At 60.6% G+C, this 17,796-nt stretch carries 19 protein-coding genes; 10 read left to right on the top strand and 9 right to left on the bottom strand.

Annotated elements, in window-relative coordinates; translation table 11 throughout:
• Nucleotides 1-49: 49 nt before the first annotated feature.
• The 3 genes from DLM45_RS06115 to DLM45_RS06105 form a co-directional block, all read right to left on the bottom strand.
• The gene (locus DLM45_RS06115; RefSeq protein WP_181336294.1) at nt 50-844 is read right to left on the bottom strand and encodes a DsbA family protein; all 795 of its coding nucleotides are present in this window, start codon (nt 842-844) and stop codon (nt 50-52) included.
• Nucleotides 845-857: 13 nt separating this feature from the next.
• Complete coding sequence (locus tag DLM45_RS06110; protein WP_181336293.1) at nt 858-1,550, bottom strand: DsbA family protein; 693 nt, start codon at nt 1,548-1,550, stop codon at nt 858-860.
• 138 nt (nt 1,551-1,688) lie between these two features.
• Nucleotides 1,689-2,144 carry a DUF721 domain-containing protein gene (locus DLM45_RS06105; RefSeq protein ID WP_246317180.1) on the bottom strand — a complete coding sequence of 152 codons (456 nt, stop codon included), beginning with the start codon at nt 2,142-2,144 and terminating at the stop codon, nt 1,689-1,691.
• Between the two features lie 191 nt (nt 2,145-2,335).
• Between DLM45_RS06105 and mutY the strand changes: the two genes are divergently transcribed.
• The gene (gene mutY / locus DLM45_RS06100) at nt 2,336-3,451 is read left to right on the top strand and encodes an A/G-specific adenine glycosylase (RefSeq protein ID WP_181336291.1); all 1,116 of its coding nucleotides are present in this window, start codon (nt 2,336-2,338) and stop codon (nt 3,449-3,451) included.
• A 9-nt stretch (nt 3,452-3,460) separates the two neighbouring features.
• On the opposite strand, the gene DLM45_RS06095 is transcribed toward mutY, so the two are convergent.
• The 5 genes from DLM45_RS06095 to DLM45_RS06075 all read right to left on the bottom strand — a co-directional run bounded on the left by DLM45_RS06095 (nt 3,461) and on the right by DLM45_RS06075 (nt 8,104).
• Entirely contained in the window at nt 3,461-4,588 is a 1,128-nt protein-coding gene (locus DLM45_RS06095; protein ID WP_181336290.1) for a site-specific DNA-methyltransferase, read from the bottom strand.
• A gap of 183 nt (nt 4,589-4,771) precedes the next feature.
• Nucleotides 4,772-5,404: a ribonuclease HII gene (locus DLM45_RS06090; RefSeq protein WP_181336289.1), complete on the bottom strand. Its 633-nt coding sequence runs from the start codon at nt 5,402-5,404 to the stop codon at nt 4,772-4,774.
• Nucleotides 5,405-5,436: 32 nt separating this feature from the next.
• Nucleotides 5,437-6,576, bottom strand: a complete 1,140-nt coding sequence (locus tag DLM45_RS06085; RefSeq protein WP_181336288.1) for a PA0069 family radical SAM protein — start codon at nt 6,574-6,576, stop codon at nt 5,437-5,439.
• A gap of 68 nt (nt 6,577-6,644) precedes the next feature.
• On the bottom strand, nt 6,645-7,190 hold the full coding sequence (moaB, locus tag DLM45_RS06080; RefSeq protein ID WP_181336287.1) for a molybdenum cofactor biosynthesis protein B: 546 nt from the start codon (nt 7,188-7,190) through the stop codon (nt 6,645-6,647).
• A 68-nt stretch (nt 7,191-7,258) separates the two neighbouring features.
• Nucleotides 7,259-8,104 carry a uracil-DNA glycosylase gene (locus tag DLM45_RS06075; RefSeq protein ID WP_246317179.1) on the bottom strand — a complete coding sequence of 282 codons (846 nt, stop codon included), beginning with the start codon at nt 8,102-8,104 and terminating at the stop codon, nt 7,259-7,261.
• A 131-nt stretch (nt 8,105-8,235) separates the two neighbouring features.
• On the opposite strand from DLM45_RS06075, the gene DLM45_RS06070 reads away from it, so the two are divergent.
• The 3 genes from DLM45_RS06070 to DLM45_RS06060 all read left to right on the top strand — a co-directional run bounded on the left by DLM45_RS06070 (nt 8,236) and on the right by DLM45_RS06060 (nt 12,891).
• Nucleotides 8,236-9,924, top strand: a complete 1,689-nt coding sequence (locus DLM45_RS06070) for an electron transfer flavoprotein-ubiquinone oxidoreductase (RefSeq protein WP_181336286.1) — start codon at nt 8,236-8,238, stop codon at nt 9,922-9,924.
• 198 nt (nt 9,925-10,122) lie between these two features.
• A complete protein-coding gene (locus DLM45_RS06065) occupies nt 10,123-11,940 on the top strand; it encodes a tetratricopeptide repeat protein (RefSeq protein ID WP_181336285.1) in 1,818 nt (605 codons plus the stop codon).
• 81 nt (nt 11,941-12,021) lie between these two features.
• Nucleotides 12,022-12,891: a 4-(cytidine 5'-diphospho)-2-C-methyl-D-erythritol kinase gene (locus DLM45_RS06060; RefSeq protein WP_181336284.1), complete on the top strand. Its 870-nt coding sequence runs from the start codon at nt 12,022-12,024 to the stop codon at nt 12,889-12,891.
• 12 nt (nt 12,892-12,903) lie between these two features.
• Here the strand turns inward: DLM45_RS06060 and DLM45_RS06055 are convergent, their stop codons facing one another.
• Nucleotides 12,904-13,932, bottom strand: coding sequence for a polyprenyl synthetase family protein (locus tag DLM45_RS06055; RefSeq protein ID WP_246317177.1), 1,029 nt, complete (start codon nt 13,930-13,932; stop codon nt 12,904-12,906).
• Between the two features lie 91 nt (nt 13,933-14,023).
• On the opposite strand from DLM45_RS06055, the gene DLM45_RS06050 reads away from it, so the two are divergent.
• The 6 genes from DLM45_RS06050 to DLM45_RS06025 all read left to right on the top strand — a co-directional run bounded on the left by DLM45_RS06050 (nt 14,024) and on the right by DLM45_RS06025 (nt 17,773).
• Nucleotides 14,024-14,257 carry a putative signal transducing protein gene (locus DLM45_RS06050; protein WP_181336283.1) on the top strand — a complete coding sequence of 78 codons (234 nt, stop codon included), beginning with the start codon at nt 14,024-14,026 and terminating at the stop codon, nt 14,255-14,257.
• Nucleotides 14,244-15,032, top strand: coding sequence for a tRNA1(Val) (adenine(37)-N6)-methyltransferase (locus DLM45_RS06045; protein ID WP_181336282.1), 789 nt, complete (start codon nt 14,244-14,246; stop codon nt 15,030-15,032). Before DLM45_RS06050 ends, DLM45_RS06045 begins: the two co-directional genes overlap by 14 nt.
• 76 nt (nt 15,033-15,108) lie before the next feature.
• A complete protein-coding gene (locus tag DLM45_RS06040; protein WP_181336281.1) occupies nt 15,109-15,945 on the top strand; it encodes a S49 family peptidase in 837 nt (278 codons plus the stop codon).
• 21 nt (nt 15,946-15,966) lie between these two features.
• Nucleotides 15,967-16,167: a hypothetical protein gene (locus DLM45_RS06035; protein WP_181336280.1), complete on the top strand. Its 201-nt coding sequence runs from the start codon at nt 15,967-15,969 to the stop codon at nt 16,165-16,167.
• A gap of 182 nt (nt 16,168-16,349) precedes the next feature.
• Nucleotides 16,350-17,294: a glycine--tRNA ligase subunit alpha gene (locus DLM45_RS06030; RefSeq protein WP_181336279.1), complete on the top strand. Its 945-nt coding sequence runs from the start codon at nt 16,350-16,352 to the stop codon at nt 17,292-17,294.
• Complete coding sequence (locus DLM45_RS06025; RefSeq protein ID WP_181336278.1) at nt 17,291-17,773, top strand: hypothetical protein; 483 nt, start codon at nt 17,291-17,293, stop codon at nt 17,771-17,773. The genes DLM45_RS06030 and DLM45_RS06025 overlap by 4 nt, the downstream gene beginning before the upstream one ends.
• The last annotated feature ends 23 nt before the right edge of the window (nt 17,774-17,796 follow it).

Raw genomic sequence — 17,796 nt, 5'->3', positions numbered from 1 at the left:
GGAGTCCTCGATGCCGTGTCGCGTTGGCTCAGGACCGTTGCAAATCCGCCTAGGGACTTGCCGCCGCCGTCGGCGTGCCACGCTGGCCAGCCTGTTCGACGTAGTCGGCGATCTCGGCGATCGTCAGCTCTTTCTTGATGAGCTTGGTGCCGATGAAGAAATTCGGCGTTCCGACGATTCCGAGCTTGCGCCCGCGCTCCTTCACCCACGTGAGATTGGCGATCATGCCTTGATTCTGAAGACAAGCGTCAAACTGCGGCCGAGTCATCCCCACCTGTCGTGCCACAGCAAAAATGGGGTCTAGCCGCACCTCTTGTGAGACCCATGACGCCTGCTGCTCCATGAACTTCCCATAGAGTTCCAGATATTTGTCGGGTGCGGCGCATCTCAGCGCGATTGTCGCGTTGCCGGACGTCTTGCCGATGGGGAATTCGCGCAGGATGAAGCGTACTTTGCCCGTGTCGATGAAACGGCGCTTCAGTTCCGGATAGACTGTCTCGTGAAAATGCCGGCAATGCGGGCATGTGAGCGATGCGTATTGAACGATCGTCACCGGCGCAGTTGCGCTGCCCCAACTCATTTCCGGCAGCGGACTTGGCGCCATGATATCGGCCATGGTCGGCTCGGCGATCACTTCGCGACCGCCGCCGCCTGAAGCCGTAGGATCACCGAAGGGCCTTGGCATCCCTTCGGGTTTTTCGGCCGCGATGGACGGATAAGCCGCCCCCGCGCCCGACATCTCGTTCGATATGCTCGCCGTTGGCGGAAGGTTCGCGCCGCAGCCACTGAGCATCAGAGAGATTACAGCGGCAGCGGCCAGTCCGGATCGGCGGGCAAAGAGCATTTAGACTTCCAGGTTATTTCACGAGCGGCTCAAGCACTTTATCGAAAGCTTCGAGCGTTGGCGTTTCCTGCAAGCGCTTGCCATTGATAAAGAAGCTCGGTGTGGCATTCACGCCAAACGCGTCAGTCGCGCGCGTCCGCTGCACGGTGATTTGATCGAGAAGCTTCTGATCCGTCAGGCATTTGTCGAAGCTCTCCTGGGTGAAGCCCGCCTGCTTTGCGATGTCGAAAAGCTTCGGAACCGGGTTCCCCTGGACAAAAGCCCAGTCTTCCTGCTTCGCATAGAACGTTTCGATCAGCGGGAAAGCCTTGTCGCCACCCGCGCACCGCGCCAGCATCGAGGCGGCGGCCGCGAGGTTATCCAGCGGGAACTCGCGATAGACGAAACGGACTTTGCCCGTATCGATGTATTTCGCTTTCAGCTTCTCGAACACGTCCTTCGAGAAGTGGGCACAGTGCGGGCACGTCATCGACGCATATTCGACGATCGTGACGGGTGCGTCCGCTTTGCCAACTGCAAGCTCGGGCAGATCACCCGGCTTCATCAGCTCTTCCACCGATACCTGCTCGGGACCCTGCTTACGCTGGGCCATACCGGAGTCAGCAGCGAAGATGGAGAAGCTCGTTACGGCCACAGCCGCTGCAAGTCCAAGTTGGGCCGGTCGCGACCAGACCTTGAGGGAAAGAATTTTTACAAGCGCTTTCAAGGTTATGGCTCCTTACGACCATGGCAAAGGAATGCGCACTGGGCGCTCTGTCCTTGCTGAGTTATGCCGCCGAAATACGCCGAAACCGCGCTCCATGGCAACTGACAGCGCGATAATGCGTGTCGCGCCCCACAGCTCTCAGCGGATGCGAGACCTGCTGCGAACGTTGCCCTCGAGGGCTTCGAGAGCCGAAGCGAGATCGCCAGAGGTTTCCACCCGCTGGAAAGGCGCGCGCGGCCGCGAAAACCCAGCGGCGGGCGAGGTCGCTTCTTCCAATGCCCGGGCGTCCTGCAAAACACGGAGTTGAGCAATAGCGCGATAGCCAAAATAGCGGTTGATGCGGTCGACAATGTCGTTCTTCCGGTACGCGACTTCGAGCGCAAATGCTGGCTCGCATGCGATCAGAAGCGTTGCGCCGCCGGTTGCGCTGCCGTCCTCTTCGGCTTCAGCGCGGCCCTTGCCTCGCGGCCACTTGATGGATTGCGGCCGCGTCAGCCGGGCCAGATCGGCGCCGACGATTGTTTCCCACGACGTCAGGATTTCTGCGGTATGAAAGCCGTATCGCTCGAAAGCTGCCGCAACGACCTTGGGCAAAAACGATCCGACGGCACGGCCGCGGAACCCGCGCCCGGTCCGGCTGTCGACTGGCAATGAGCGGGCAGCAAAACGGGATTGCTGATCTTTCAACGGACTTCGCCCCCGGACTGACTTGTGGTGTCGTACAGTACGTCTACCATCGACATTGCGATTCGATAGCCCCGCAATGAGAGACATACAGGGGACGCATGGGCGCGCAGCAGCACCGTCAGAGACAATTGCCGCTGCGCCCGGCAGGACCGGCCACGGTTGCGGCTCTGTTAGCCTGGTACGAGGCCGAGCGGCGTGATCTGCCCTGGCGCTATGGTCCACGCAAGAAGGCCGATCCCTACCGCGTCTGGCTGTCCGAGATCATGCTGCAGCAGACGACCGTCAAGGCCGTCATCCCTTATTTTCAGAAGTTCATCGCGCGCTGGCCGACGGTCGCGGCGTTGGCGGATGCACCGCTCGAAGCCATTCTGCAGCAGTGGGCCGGGCTCGGTTATTATTCGCGTGCCCGCAATCTCAAGGCCTGTGCGGAAGCAATCGTTCGCGACCACGGAGGGGCATTCCCGCGCAAGGAAGCCGAACTTCTCGCGCTGCCTGGTATCGGCCCATACACGGCGGCCGCGATAACTGCGATCGCATTCGGCGAAAAAGCGACGCCCGTCGATGGCAATATCGAGCGTGTCGTATCGCGCTTGTTTGCCGTGGAGCAGCCGCTCCCTGGTGCCAAATGCGAAATCCGAAATCTTGCGGCCACGCTAACGCCCGCCCGCAGAGCGGGCGATTTTGCGCAAGCCATGATGGACCTCGGCGCAGAAGTATGCACGCCGAAGCGTCCGTCTTGCCTTATGTGTCCGGTGCAGCAGGATTGCGCGGCTAACGCTCGCGGACTTGCCGAAGTCTTGCCGATGCGTGCGCAGAAAGCGGCGCGCCCATCACGATACGGCGTCGCTTTTCTCGTCCAGCGTGAAGATGGCGCTGTGCTGTTGCGTCAGCGTCCTGAAGCCGGATTGCTCGGCGGTATGCTGGAAGTGCCGTCCACTCCGTGGAACGACGAAGCGCCCGCGCGCCGCGAAGCCTTGCGGTCCGCGCCGGTCACGACGTCATGGGTGGCTGTGCCCGGTTCCGTTGTTCACGTCTTTACGCATTTCCGTCTGGAACTGACGGTCTATCGAGCCCTCGTCCCCGCCGACGCGAGTTTCACGCTCTGGGCGGAGCAGGAGCGCTGCCGCTGGGTTGCGCGTCGCGATCTTCACGGTCAGGCGCTCCCGACCGTGATGAAGAAAATTATCGCGCACGGCTTTTCGACCAACGGCTGACGCAGGCGGTTATTCCGCCGCCTGCAATCCCATAGGCCGCGAGAGTCCGAGTTGGCGCTTCGCTTCAGAGCGCAGCACGTCGATCGGAGTTAGTTTTCCTTCCGCCTCGAAGTGCCAATACGTCCAGCCGTTGCAAGCGGATTTGCCCTGCATCAGCGCACCGAGACGATGGATCGATGCTTGCTGGCCCGCGCACGCGAGCGTGCCGTCCGCACGAACTTCGGCGCGAACCTTACGGCGAAGATCGAACAGCTTCTGGCCGGGTTCGAGAATGCCGAGTTCCAGGATCTGGCCGAACGGAATGCGCGGCTCGTTGCGCTTCGACGGCAGCGTGTCGATTGCGTCGAGATTCAACGGCTGCACCTTGGCGATCCGCTCCTTCGCGGCGCGCGCATAATCAGTGTCGCGTTCGATGCCGATGAACTTCCGCCCAAGCCGCTTGGCAACGGCGCCCGTTGTGCCGGTGCCGAAGAAGGGATCGAGCACTGTGTCGCCCACCTTCGACGTTCCGATGATAATGCGATGAAGCAGAGCTTCCGGCTTCTGCGTCGGGTGTGCCTTGCGTCCACCGTCGTCCTTGAGACGCTCCGGCCCCGAGCAAATCGGGAACAGCCAATCAGAGCGCATCTGAAGGTCGTCGTTCGAGGCTTTGAGACTTTCATAGTTGAACGTCACGCGCGATTTGCGATCGCGTCCCGCCCAAATCATCGTCTCATGCGCGTTGGTGAAACGCTTGCCGCGGAAGTTCGGCATCGGGTTCACTTTGCGCCAGATCACGTCGTTCTGAATCCAGAAGCCGAGATCCTGCAGCGCGGCGCCGAGGCGGAAGATGTTGTGATACGAACCGATAACCCAGAGCGCGCCGTCCGGCTTCAAGATGCGTTTGCATTCCTTGAGCCACGCGCGGCTGAACGCATCGTATTCAGCGAAATCCTGAAACTTATCCCACGCGTCATCGACGCCATCGACCTTGGTGTTGTTCGGTCGAAGAAGATCGCCGGCGAGCTGCAGATTGTAAGGCGGGTCTGCAAAGACGAGATCAACGCTCGCGCTGGGGAGCTTCTTCAGCTCATTCAGACAATCACCGATAAGAATCCTCCCGCTCTCCGAGCGGGCCTTGACGCGACGCGGACTCATGAACTCAACCTGTTACGCTACAAAATACCCGGCTCTATCGCAGAGGGACACACGCGAGCCGAGAGCTTTGTACATGATCCAAGGTGCGTTTGGATATGCGTTAGGGTGCGCAAAGACCTATATTTTTTGATTCGATCTGCAACCCGGACTCGCGCAACCCGCGACGGCCGGAGAAAGCGTGCGCTAGAGTAGGCCGAGCGCCAATTGCACCGGTTTGAACGAGCGCCGGTGAAGTACCGTCACGCCGAGTTTATTGATCGCGGCCTGATGCTCCGGCGTGCCGTAACCCTTATGCCGTTCGAATCCATAGCCCGGATAATTGCGAGCATGATCGCGCATCAGGTTGTCACGCGTAACTTTCGCAATGATCGAAGCCGCGGCGATGGAGAGGCATTTCGCATCCCCTTTGACGATTGCGCGCGCGGGCATCGTGGTGCGCGGAGTCTTGTCGCCGTCGATGAGCACCAGTTTCGGCTGCTCGCTCAACTGTTCGATCGCTTGCGCCATCGCCCAGAGTGTCGCGCCGAGGATATTCTCGCGATCGATCCGGTCGACGTCTGCGATACCGACACCGACGATGGCGACTTTCATGATCCGGCGGTACAGCCAAGCGCGCGATTCTTCGTCCAGCGCTTTGCTGTCGTCGATATTCGCGGGAATCTTTTCCGGATTGAGGATGACCGCCGCGGCGACGACCGGCCCGGCCCAAGGCCCGCGCCCCGCTTCGTCCACGCCCGCAACCGGCATCGAGCCGAGCTGATGCTCAGCAGCTTCCAGTTCGAACGTAGGCCTGATGCGCGAATCGGCGATCCTCATACGCGCGATTGATCATTCTGGGCGCTCTCCTGTCAAAGCAGCTCGAGCTGTTGTCCCCTGCCTCCAGGTCTCAGGAAGAGGTCATTGCGCAAACTCAGCCGGCTTTCGCCGAGGCTAAGCCGCGTTTTTGCCAATCGGAACCGCGCCGCAATCTGCGTCGCGTAGGGGCCATTGCCCCGCTGACGGAGCCCGAACTCCGGCGTGTAGTCGCGCCCGCCATGCATCGAGCGGAGGAGAGAAATGACGCGATCCGCGCGGTCGGGGAATTCTTCGTGCAGCCATTCGCGGATCAAGTCTTTGATTTCGAGCGGCAGTCGCAACAGCACATAGCCAGCGTCCCGCGCGCCAGCGGAGCGCGCCGCTTCGAGAATGCCTTCGATTTCGTGATCGGTCAGTCCCGGTACGATCGGAGCAACCATGACCGTGACTGGAATCCCAGCGTCCGACAGTCGCCGCACCGTTTCGAGCCGCTTAGCGGGCGTGGCGGCTCTCGGCTCCATGGCCCGAGCCACCCGCCGATCGAGCGTCGTGATCGAGACGGCGACCTTGGCCAGTCCGAGTTCTGCCATCGGCTTCAGAATATCGATGTCGCGCGCAACCAGCGCCGATTTCGTGATGATGCCAACCGGATGCTGCGTGCGCGCCAACACTTCAAGAATGGACCGCGTTATCCGCCGACTGCGCTCGATTGGCTGATAGGGATCGGTGTTTCCACCAAGTGCGATCGTTTCAGGCTGGTAGGACGGCTTCGCAAATTCCCTTTCCAGCAAGGCCGCGGCGTGCGTTTTGGCGTAGAGCTTGGTCTCGAAATCGAGGCCCGCCGAATGCCCGAGATAGCAGTGGCTCGGCCGCGCATAGCAGTAAATGCAGCCGTGCTCGCATCCGCGATACGGGTTGATTGAGCTTCCGAATGAAACATCCGGGCTGTCATTGCGCGAGATGACGGACTTGGCGGCGTCTTCGAACACCTCGGTCTTGAACGCGTCGAGTTCTCCGAGGCTTTCCCACCCGTCGTCGAATTCGGCTCTAGCATCTGTTTCGAACCGGCCCGTAACGTTGGATCGTGCGCCCCGCCCACGCCGCCGGTCGGCATTGACCAGGGCTGTGGCTTCCTCCCCTTGCAAATCAGGAGGCGGCTCAACAGGCGAGGTTTTGTCTTGGTGGCGGACCATGAGATCGCCAAACTAATCCAAGATCAAGAACAAATCAAGAACAACAGATCGCGTTTGGCGAACTCGACCTAGCCGCGCCCCTTCAGGTGCTCTTGAAGACGCGGAATGATCTCGACGAAGTTGCACGGCCGGTGCCGGTGATCGAGCTGAAGCTTCAGAATGCCATCCCACGCATCGCGACATGCCCCCGGCGAACCCGGCAGGCAGAAAATGTAAGTGCCGCGCGCCGTGCCTCCACACGCCCGCGACTGGATGGTCGACGTCCCGACCTTCGCATAGGACAGCATGTGGAAGACGATCGAGAAGCCTTCGATCTCCTTCTCGAATAGCGGTTTGACGGCCTCTGGCGTCACGTCTCGGCCGGTAAACCCGGTGCCGCCCGTTGTGATGACACAGTCGATCGCCGAGTCTTGGATCCACGCGCCGACGATGGCGCGAATTCCCGCCACATCGTCCTGCACGATCTGACGCCCGCCGAGAATATGACCTGCTTCCTCGATCGACTTCACAAGATAATCGCCCGACTTGTCGTCTGCAGCCGACCGCGTGTCAGAAACCGTCAGAACCGCAATGCGGATCGGAATGAACTCGCGATCCACGTCAATGCCCGCCATTGGCTTTCCTCTGTTGGAATTGGCTTATTGCGTATTTGGCTCGTCGGCCCGAATTCGTCCAGCGTCCGCTACAACCGCGAACGAATTTGGAGCAGGTCGAGCCACGCCAAACGCTTGGCAGCAGGCGTGCGCAACAGATACGCCGGGTGGAGCGTCGCGATTGCGGGAAGCGTAGCATTGCCCACCGAAACCTCGCGCCACTTACCGCGCAGGCGCATGATGCCTTCCGAAACGCCAAGAACTTCTTTCGCCGCGGCCCCGCCAACTGCAACGATCATCTTCGGCGCGACGAGTTCGATCTGCCGTTCCAAAAACGGCCTGCAAGCAAGCGCTTCCTGCGGCGTCGGCGTGCGGTTTCCCGGCGGCCGCCAATAGACGATGTTTGTGATGTGCACGTGCGTTTCATCGAGACCGATGGCGGCGAGCATCTTGTCCAGCAGCTTGCCCGCCCGCCCGACGAAGGGTTTGCCCTCCAAGTCTTCGTCTCGCCCCGGCGCTTCGCCGATGAACATGACATCGGCCTTCGGCGCGCCTCGATAGAAGCAAAGATTCGTCGCCGTCGATTTTAGCCCGCAACCATCGAATTGCTTCAACGCGGCTTCGAGCGCCTCGAGGCTGTCGGCTTGCCGCGCGATTTTGCGCGCCCCGGCTTCCGCGTCGCTCGCGCCGATGGGCGTCGCCGCACGCGGTCGAGCAGGAGCCGCGGCGGGTCGAGCAACCGAAGAAGCCCCGGCGGGACGATTTGCAGGTGATGATGCAACTGGCCTGTTTGGCCAGGCATAACCCTCGCCAGGCGGCGTCTGTCCCCGCTCCAGCCAGTCGCATGGCACGTCATCAACAAACGCGTCGACGCCCATGGCTTGCAACCAATCGAGCATCGACAGCATTTGATCATTAGACAGGGAAGCACTCATACCCGGACCGTACCGGGCCCTTTGCGAAATTGCACGCGTCGGTTCTTGGCCGCTATCGTGGCATTTCCCCCGCTTGACGCCCCCGGAAGGTGCACCTAATCGGAATTATGGCATCTGAGATTGGAACGACTATGACGAATGTCGCGGACGACATGGAGTTGCCGCCGCGCGAGGCGATGGATTTTGATGTGGTGATTGTCGGTGCGGGCCCTTCGGGTTTGGCCGCCGCAATCCGGCTGAAGCAGAAGGCCGCCGAGGCGGGCTCAGACATCTCCGTCGTCGTCGTCGAAAAGGGATCCGAGGTCGGCGCCCACATTCTGTCGGGCGCTGTCATCGATCCAATCGGACTGAACCGTCTCATTCCGGATTGGAAAGAGCGCGGCGCGCCTGTCGATACGCCGGTCACTGAAGACGTGTTCCTCGTTCTCGGTCCGCAAGGCGATATCCGTCTTCCGAATTGGCCCATGCCGCCGCTGATGAAAAATCACGGCAACTACATCGTTAGTCTCGGCGCGCTCTGCAAATGGCTCGGCGAACAGGCGGCTGAACTCGGCGTCGAAATTTATCCGGGCTTCGCCGCAACTGAAGTCCTCTATGACGACAAGGGTGCCGTCGTTGGCATCGCGACCGGAGATATGGGTGTCGGCCGCGATGGCAAGCCGACTGAGAACTTCGTGCGCGGCATGGAGCTTCGCGCGAAATACACGCTGCTCGGAGAAGGCGCGCGTGGCTCGCTCTCAAAACAACTGATCCGCCGTTTCGATCTCTCGAAGGGACACGAGCCGCAGAAGTTCGGCATCGGCCTCAAAGAGCTATGGCGCGTCTCGCCGGAGCTTCATCGTCCCGGCTATGTGCAGCACACGTTTGGCTGGCCGCTTGACAACAGCGTAGGCGGCGGCTCGTTCCTTTATCACTACGGCGACAACCTCGTTGCCGTCGGCTTCGTCGTGCATCTGAACTATGCCAATCCGTATCTGTCGCCATACGAAGAGTTCCAACGCTTCAAAACGCATCCGGTGATCCGCCCCGTGTTCGAGGGAGGGAAGCGTATCGGTTACGGCGCCCGCGCGATTACCGAGGGCGGCTGGCAATCCATGCCTGATCTGGTGTTTCCAGGTGGCGCGCTGCTTGGCTGTGCAGCGGGCATGGTCAATCTCCCGCGCATCAAGGGCAGCCACAACGCCATGCTGTCCGGCATCGCAGCCGGCGAGGCCGCGTTCGACGCAATCTCCGCCGGTCGCGAACACGATCGCCTGACGGACTACGAAACCGATGTGCGAACCGGCGATATTGCGCGCGACCTGAAGCGGGTCCGCAATATGAAGCCGTATTGGTCCAAGTTCGGTACCGCGCTGGGCGTGGCGTTGGGCGGAACCGATCTCTGGTTGAATACGCTGGTTCCGGGAATTGGCCTCGGCTACACGCTGAAGCACGGAAAGAACGATGCCGCAGCGACGGGCAAGGCGGCAGACTTCAAGCCGATCGACTATCCAAAGCCCGACGGGCAATTGACGTTCGACCGGCTAACGAACGTGTCATTTTCGGGCACCAACCACGAAGAGAATCAGCCTGTCCACTTGAAGCTGTTGGATCCTTCGATCCCGATCGAGGTGAACTTGCCGCTTTATGCGGAACCGGCGCAGCGCTATTGCCCGGCCGCAGTCTACGAAGTCGTGCGCGATGAGAGCGGAGAAGCGCGTTTCCAGATCAACGCGCAGAACTGCGTCCACTGCAAAACGTGCGATATCAAGGATCCGAGCGAGAATATAAACTGGGTTTGCCCCGAAGGCGGTGGCGGTCCCAATTATGCCGGAATGTAACTTCTTAGGTACGCGCCGGCTGTGGCGGCCGGGGAAACGGCGCGCATTCGGGGCGTGCCGGGCGTGAACTGTTTGTAATAAATATATCCCCACGCTCATTTCTTACTTTTCACGTAAAGCGTGTCGCCAACCATGCCAGTATTTTGCTAGGCTCGGAGCCTCGGAATCAATGCGGCTCCGGCAACAAGGGGAAGTTCAATGCTGGGATCCCACGGACGTCTGCTAAGCGTGGGGTTAGGCGCAGTCGCCCTGACGTTTGTTGGCTTCTTCAGTCAGGCACCTGCTCGCTCCGAAATTCCGCTACCCGGAGTGGGGATTGATAGCCCCGCATCCTCCGCACTCGGAAACTACCTCGCGGCGCGTTTCGCTCGCTCAGCTCAAGACACAGAAGATGCGGCCACGTTCTACGGTCGTGCGCTTGATCATGACCCGACGAACGAAGTCCTTCTCGAAAACGCGTTTCAGATGGAAACGATGTCGGGCAACTGGCCGAAGGCTATTCCGCTCGCCGAGAAGCTTGCCTCTAAGCATGAATCGCATCGCATCTCGCAGTTCCTGCTCGGCGTAACGTCATTCAAGGCGGGCGACTATGCGGAAGCAGAAGCCCGTTTCAAAGCTGGCGCGGAAAATCCAATCGGTGAACTCACCAGCGCCATCGCGCTCGGATGGACGCGCCTTGCAGCCGGTGACGTCGATGGTGCCTTGAAGGCGGTCGACCTTCCCAAGCAGCCGGACTGGGCACAGTTTTATCTGCGCTATCACCGCGCGTTGATCGCCGACATCGCGGGCCGCAAAGCCGTTGCGAATGCGGCGTATGAAAAGATGTTCCGTCAAGACAGCCGGACGCTTCGCACAACGCTCGCGTATGCGCGTCACGCTGCGAACGGCGGTGATTTCAAACAAGCGCGCCAGATCATGCGCGAACAGCTTTCGAAGGTTCAGGGTGATCCTCACCCGCTCGCCAAAGATATGCTGACGCGCATCAAGGATCGCGAAAAGACGCCGCTTCTCGTCAGCACGCCGCCTCAAGGCATGGCCGAACTGTTTTATGGTCTCGGCGAAGCGCTGGCCGGTGAAGGCGGCATCAGCCTCGGAACGATCTATCTGCGGTTGGCGCTCGACGCTGAGCCCGATCATGCTTTCGCGCTCGCCGCACTTGCCAACGCTCAGGAAGCATCCAAGCGTTACGCCGACGCGATCGCAACCTACGACAAGATCCCGCCGAACACCCCGCTGCAAAGCGCGATCGACATCCGCAAGGCATTCAATCTGAATTCGCTCGATCGCCCCGATGAGGCGAAAGCTATTTTGGAGCGCTTGGCGGAAGCCGATCCGAAAGATGTCCGGCCGCTTGAAGCGATGGGCAACATCCTGCGTGCGCGCAAGGAATACGCTGAATCGATCAAGTACTTTACGCGCGCCATCTCGGTGCTCGGCAAGAATGATCCGCGCTATTGGGGCTACTACTACGCGCGCGGAACATCCTACGAGCGTCTGAAGAACTGGACGGCGGCTGAAAGCGATCTGAAAAAAGCGTTGGCTCTCGCGCCGGATCAGCCGCTGGTTCTGAACTATCTCGGCTATTCCTGGGTCGATCAGGGTAAAAACCTGAAAGAGGGGATGAAGCTGATCGAGAAGGCTGTCCAGCTGAAACCCGATGATGGATACATCGTCGACAGCCTCGGTTGGGCGCATTTCCGGCGCGGAAACTATAAGGAGGCCGTGCGCTTTCTTGAGCGAGCCGTGGAAATAAAGCCCGAAGACCCGACGCTGAACGATCACCTTGGTGACGCGTTCTGGAAGGTCGGTCGTGAGCGTGAAGCCCGCTTCCAGTGGAGCCAGGCGTTGTCGCTCGAACCGGAGCCGGAAGACGTCGATAAGATCAAGGCGAAGCTCTTGCACGGGCTCGACGGTAAGGCAGAAGCTCACAAGGCGACGAACACGCGGCAGGTTCAGAGAACCGACACGCTACGTCGCCGAAGTGAAAACAAAACGCAGGGCCGCGCGGTCGAGTAGCTCTCGCTCTTTACACATGCAATGATCCTCGGCGGGCGCGCGTTGCGCCCGTTCGTGCATCTGCCGGTCTTCATCTAAGTCATGACAAAGACGGAATTCGCGCCCGCCAAAATCAACCTGACGCTCGAAATTCTCGGGCGCCGTGCCGACGGCTACCACGAGCTGCGAAGCCTTGTGGCCTTCGCAGAGACGGCGCGCGATGTGCTGCACCTCTCGCATGGCGACACCGGTGAAACCGTCGTAACCGGTCCCTTCGCGTCCGGGCTCACGGGAGCCAATCTGATCGACAAAGCCGTCGCTGCGTTCTTCGCCGCGGATGCATCGCCAGCGGGCAAAATCAAACTGAAGCTTGAGAAAAACCTGCCCGTCGCGAGCGGAATTGGCGGCGGATCGGCAGACGCTGCAGCAGCGCTCAGGCTGCTGGCTGAAACATTCTCGACGAGCGCGAACCGCGACCTCACGGCATTGGCCGCCACGCTCGGCGCCGACGTCCCAGTTTGCGTACGAAGCCGCGCAGCCATCATGACAGGCGTCGGTGAACAGATCGCGCCGATGGATCTACCCGAGACCCTTCACGCCGTTCTGGCCAATCCGCTCAGCGATGTTCCGAGCAACAAGACGGCGGCCGTCTTTCAGTCACTTGCCGCAAGCGCATTGCAAGCGCCGCCCGCGCCGCAACAGGTGCCGCGCCTTACTTCGTTCGACGATATTGCGAATTACGCGGCGGAGCGCGGCAATCATCTGGAAGCGCCGGCCCAAAAGATTATTCCGGAGATCGCACGCGTTCTTAGAGAATTGCGCAGCCTTGACGGCGTCAAGCTCGCTCAGCTTTCCGGTGCCGGTCCAACCTGCTTCGCGCTTTTTGAATCAGCGAGCGCAGCAGAAGCCGCAGCCGCCGATCTCGCTCGGCGACAACCCTCGTGGTGGATCAAGCCGACGCGGCTGATGTAATCCGCGCTCGCTTCAGTGCGACCGGCCGATGCAGAACTCGATGACAAGTTCGAGCGCATCTTTCTCTCGGCTTGCGGGGAAGATCGCTAAAGCATCCCGCGCAACGGCGCCGTAGGAACGTGCTCTCTCGAACGTCGCTTCGATGGCCTTGTGCCGCCGCATCAGAGCCACCGCCCTCTCGAAGTCGCCGTCTTCGATCTGCCCTTCAGCGATCGTCCGGTTCCAGAACCCGCGCTCGTCATTCGAACCGCGGCGGAACGAGAGGATCACCGGAAGCGTAATCTTGCCTTCGCGGAAATCGTCACCAACAGACTTGCCGAGATGCCCGCTGTCGCCGGCATAGTCGAGCGCGTCATCTACGAGCTGAAATGCAAGGCCCAGGTTTTTGCCGTAGGAGCGCAGAGCAGCCTGTTCTTCCGTTGGGCGCTGCGTCAGTGCCGCGCCGGATTCAGCCGCCGCTGAGAAGAGCGCGGCCGTCTTGGCGTTGATGATGGCGAGATAATCGTCTTCCGTCGTCGAGGTGTTCTTGGCGGCCGCAAGCTGCATCACTTCGCCTTCGGCGATCGTCGCTGCGGCGTTGGACATGATGCGCAAGACTGCCAGCGACCCGACGTCCACGAACATCTTGAACGCCTGACCCAGCAGAAAATCGCCGACCAGAACGCTCGCCTGATTGCCCCAGATCATGCGCGCTGTCTTGCGCCCGCGTCGCGTCGAGCTTTCGTCGACGACATCGTCATGCAGCAGCGTCGCCGTGTGCATGAACTCAACTGCCGACGCTGTTCGGATGTGCCCATTGCCGTCGTAACCGCAGAGCTTGGCGGACGCGAGCGCCAGCATGGGGCGCAACCGCTTTCCACCACTGTCGATCAGGTGATGGGCAAGCTCCGGGATCATATCGACCTCGGAAACGGCCTTATCGAGAATTATTCGGTTAATGGCTTCGAGGTCATCAGCAACGATGTCGAGCAACGGCTGGAGCTTCTGGCCCGTTTCGCGGACCTCATCGAGTGGAATAACGCGACCCAAGTTGGTCCCCATATTTTGCTTCGCCATGATAACATAAGACGATGCCTTGCCGGTACGCGGCGCGGCGTCCAAGTGTCATGTAGTCTTTGCCGCGAGGGGCGACATGCGTGAACTGGTTGCGACGAACGATTTTGTCCTTATCAGCTTCATCGAGGCGCTCCTCGCTGGAGAGAGGATAGAAACGCAGATATTTGATGGAAATATCAGCCTGATGGAAGGGTCAATCGGCGCATTTCCTCGAAGGGTTATGGTTGCGGATGACAATTGGCCGCGTGCCAGGCAGGTTCTGCGCGAGGCGGGGCTAGGGGAGTGGTTGATCGAACATGAACGTGGTTGAGCCGCTCATCGAGACCGGAATGCCGACGAGCGACGACCTGTTCCTGGGCGGCATACTGACGATCCGTCAGCCCCTACGTGGTTATCGCGCCGGTACAGATGCCGTTCTGCTTGCGGCGTCCGTCAGGGCTCACAGCCGCGCAGCGGGACCGGTGCTCGACGCTGGCTCAGGCGTTGGGGTTGTTGGCCTTTGTGTTGCCGCGCGGTGTCCGGAGGCCAACGTCACTCTGGTAGAGCGCGATCCCGCCCTGGCGTCGCTTGCCCGATACAACACGGACCGGAATGGCTTAACGGGACGCGTCACCATCGTAGAAGCGGACATAACGCGCGCGACGCCCGCCCTTCAAAGCGCGAACATCGCTTCGGAATCGTACGCGCTGGTTCTTGCCAATCCGCCCTACCATGATGAACGCCGCAGCACCGCCGCCGAAAATCCGTTGCGGGCCGCGTCGCACCAGATGCCGGAAGACACGCTCGACGCTTGGGCGCGTTTCTTGTGCCGAATGGCTTTACCGGGGGGACGCGTTGCGCTCATTCACAAGGCCGATGCGCTGCCGTCAATCTTGACCGCGTTCGAAGGCCGCTTCGGCGGCATCGGCATACTGCCGATCTACGCACGCGCAGGTGAGCCCGCCATTCGCGTTATCGTCGATGGCATCAAAGGCAGCCGCGCGCCGGCCCACGTGAAAGCGGGATTGACGTTGCACGGTCCGGATCAAGCGTTCGTGCCGGAAATCGAGGCCGTCTTTAGGGATGGGGCGCCGCTTCCGCTCTGAAACCCCGCCCGTGCCAGTTGCAATCGAACGCTGGGACTATATTTAGCCTCGGTACCCCGCCAAGGAGCTTTCTCGCATGTGGCCATTCTCGCGCCGTAACCCCGTTGTTCCCGTCCTGCGCTTCAACGGTCCGATAGGAATGGCAACGCCGCTGCGCCCCGGCCTGACACTCGCCTCGTACGCGAGCGCGATCGAGAAAGCGTTTTTGGCCTCGAAACTCCCAGCCGTTGCAGTCATCATCAATTCGCCGGGCGGCTCGCCCGTGCAATCGAACCTGCTGTTCAAGCGCATCCGTCAACTGGCAGCGGAGCAAAAGAAAACGGTCTACGTCTTCTGCGAGGATGTGGCGGCTTCGGGTGGCTACTATCTCGCCATTGCAGGCGATGAGATTTACGCCGATCCATCCTCAATCATTGGCTCGATCGGCGTCGTCTCGCGCAGCTTCGGTTTCGTTGATCTCATCAAGAAGGTCGGCGTCGAGCGGCGCGTCTATACCGCGGGCGCCAACAAGAACCAGCTCGATCCGTTTCTGCCGGAAGATCAAGAAGACATCGAGCGGCTGAAGGCGATCCAGAAGGACGTGCACGACGTGTTCATCGGCCTCGTTAAGGAGCGCAGGCTGGGCAAGCTGAAAGCCCCGGACTCCGAACTCTTCTCCGGCGCATTCTGGTCGGCAGCCAAAGCGGCTGAGTTCGGATTGATCGACGGTATCTCCGATGTCCGCACCCGGATGCGTCTGCTGTTCGGCGAAAAGGTGCGGCTAAAGGTTATCGAAGCCGAGAAATCCGGCCTTCTCGCGCGCTTTAGGCGCGCTCCCGGCGCCTCTCGGCTCACTACGCCCGGCCTTGCTTTTGCCGACGATCTGGTGTCCGCTGTGGAAGAGCGCACGCTCTGGTCGCGCTTCGGTCTCTAGCTCTCGCGGGAGGGCATCTCTATGCCTCCACTCATGATTCTGGCGCTCATCGGCGCCGCTGGTATTGCTGGTTACAAGGTCTATTCGAGCGTGGTGCAGCAAAACGCTTTGCGGCGGAAGCGAGCGAGCGAGAAGCGTCGCGCATCGACCCGCGATCTCGGAAGTCTCGAATGGGATGAAACCGCGGGCGTTTATCGGCCGCGCGTAAGCCGCGATCGTTGACCCACCCTCGCGCAGCACTCTTACGCGCCATCTAGCGCAGGTTCAGAGGGCCAGTACGCTGTAGCTGAATAACAAAATGGCTCAGTAGGCCGCGGCTTAGCCTGTCGAATTCGGGCTTTCGGCGCGTGACATGGGGCGTGCAACGCGTATATTGCGCGCGACTTGAAGCCGGAAGCGAAGAAATGTCAGCCACGACGGTCTCCAACAAGGCCGCACGCCCCTCCGTGCTGCGCCCCAAACAAGCCTTTCAGGATCTCATTCTCCAGCTCCAGACATTCTGGAGCGGTGAGGGATGCATCATCCTGCAGCCCTACGACATGGAGGTTGGCGCTGGCACCTTCCATCCCGCGACGACACTGCGCGCGCTTGGGCCGAAGCCTTGGAGCGCCGCCTACGTGCAGCCCTCGCGTCGTCCGAAGGATGGCCGCTACGGCGAGAATCCAAATCGCCTGCAGCACTATTATCAGTTCCAAGTCATCATGAAGCCGTCGCCGGCGAACATCCAGGAGCTCTATCTGGCAAGCCTGGATGCCATCGGCATCGACACGGCGATCAATGACATTCGCTTCGTTGAAGACGACTGGGAAAGCCCCACGCTCGGTGCATGGGGCCTTGGCTGGGAAGTCTGGTGCAACGGCATGGAAGTGTCGCAGTTCACATATTTCCAGCAAGTCGGCGGCTTCGATTGCAATCCCGTCGCTGTCGAAATCACATACGGCCTCGAACGCCTCGCCATGTACGTGCAGGGCGTCGACCGCGTGTACGACCTCAACTTCAATGGCCGCACCGATGACAAGCGCCTGAACTATGGCGACGTGTTTCTGCAGGCCGAACGCGAATATTCTCGCTACAATTTTGAATACGCCGGCACTGCCGCACTGTTCCGCCACTTTGATGACGCGGAACGGGAGTGCAAAGCGCTTCTTGAGCAAGGCGAAAAGGAAGACGGGCATCTGCTCGCGCTGCCCGCCTATGATCAGTGCATCAAGGCAAGCCACATGTTCAATCTGCTCGATGCCCGCGGCGTGATTTCGGTCACGGAGCGGCAGAGCTATATTCTGCGCGTCCGTGAATTGGCGAAAGCCTGTTGCGGAGCGTGGCTAAAAACCGAAGGAGGACGCGCGTGACTGATACGACACTCGGCTTGATCTCAATGGGCGTGCCGCTGCTCATCCTAGGATTCTTCATCCTGCGACGCTTGCCATGGGTGTTCGCGTTCTTCGTCGCCATGCTTGTGGTCGGCCTCGGCTACCTCGAAACAACCGGTTCAGTGAACGACATCGGTAAAGAAGTGCGTGCGAACCTGCCGGAAAGCGTGCTCGAACATATTTCGGCGCCTGCTGAAACCGCTCCGGCTCCGGCTGCAACCGCACCAGAACCTGCGCCAGAGCACGAGCACACCGCTCCCGCTGCGGCTGAACCGGCACCTGCGGAAGCGCCAGCACCCGCCGAAACACCGGCACCCGCTGAAGAAGCAGCACCGGCTCCGGCCGAAACGACTGCGCCTGCTGAATCGGCGCCGGAACACGAACACACCGCACCGTCAGACAGCACCACGCCTCCGCCTGCTGCGGAACCGTCGTCGCCGCCTGCGGCCTCGCCTTGATGCGCACTCTGCCCCGCAGCGGC

This window comes from Hyphomicrobium methylovorum, assembly GCF_013626205.1.
GTDB lineage: Bacteria > Pseudomonadota > Alphaproteobacteria > Rhizobiales > Hyphomicrobiaceae > Hyphomicrobium_B > Hyphomicrobium_B methylovorum.
This window is presented reverse-complemented; position numbering and strand designations above follow the sequence as displayed.

Bases quoted from the DNA above. Each gene is read 5' to 3' on its own strand.
- DLM45_RS06095 (WP_181336290.1), bottom strand. From the start codon at position 4,588: ATGAGTCCGCGTCGCGTCAAGGCCCGCTCGGAGAGCGGGAGGATTCTT.
- DLM45_RS06035 (WP_181336280.1), top strand. From the start codon at position 15,967: ATGCCTCCACTCATGATTCTGGCGCTCATCGGCGCCGCTGGTATTGCT.
- DLM45_RS06055 (WP_246317177.1), bottom strand. From the start codon at position 13,932: ATGGGGACCAACTTGGGTCGCGTTATTCCACTCGATGAGGTCCGCGAA.
- DLM45_RS06065 (WP_181336285.1), top strand. From the start codon at position 10,123: ATGCTGGGATCCCACGGACGTCTGCTAAGCGTGGGGTTAGGCGCAGTC.
- DLM45_RS06085 (WP_181336288.1), bottom strand. From the start codon at position 6,576: ATGGTCCGCCACCAAGACAAAACCTCGCCTGTTGAGCCGCCTCCTGAT.
- moaB (WP_181336287.1), bottom strand. From the start codon at position 7,190: ATGGCGGGCATTGACGTGGATCGCGAGTTCATTCCGATCCGCATTGCG.
- DLM45_RS06075 (WP_246317179.1), bottom strand. From the start codon at position 8,104: ATGAGTGCTTCCCTGTCTAATGATCAAATGCTGTCGATGCTCGATTGG.
- DLM45_RS06070 (WP_181336286.1), top strand. From the start codon at position 8,236: ATGACGAATGTCGCGGACGACATGGAGTTGCCGCCGCGCGAGGCGATG.
- DLM45_RS06040 (WP_181336281.1), top strand. From the start codon at position 15,109: ATGTGGCCATTCTCGCGCCGTAACCCCGTTGTTCCCGTCCTGCGCTTC.
- DLM45_RS06045 (WP_181336282.1), top strand. From the start codon at position 14,244: ATGAACGTGGTTGAGCCGCTCATCGAGACCGGAATGCCGACGAGCGAC.
- mutY (WP_181336291.1), top strand. From the start codon at position 2,336: ATGGGCGCGCAGCAGCACCGTCAGAGACAATTGCCGCTGCGCCCGGCA.
- DLM45_RS06030 (WP_181336279.1), top strand. From the start codon at position 16,350: ATGTCAGCCACGACGGTCTCCAACAAGGCCGCACGCCCCTCCGTGCTG.
- DLM45_RS06115 (WP_181336294.1), bottom strand. From the start codon at position 844: ATGCTCTTTGCCCGCCGATCCGGACTGGCCGCTGCCGCTGTAATCTCT.
- DLM45_RS06050 (WP_181336283.1), top strand. From the start codon at position 14,024: ATGCGTGAACTGGTTGCGACGAACGATTTTGTCCTTATCAGCTTCATC.
- DLM45_RS06090 (WP_181336289.1), bottom strand. From the start codon at position 5,404: ATGAGGATCGCCGATTCGCGCATCAGGCCTACGTTCGAACTGGAAGCT.
- DLM45_RS06060 (WP_181336284.1), top strand. From the start codon at position 12,022: ATGACAAAGACGGAATTCGCGCCCGCCAAAATCAACCTGACGCTCGAA.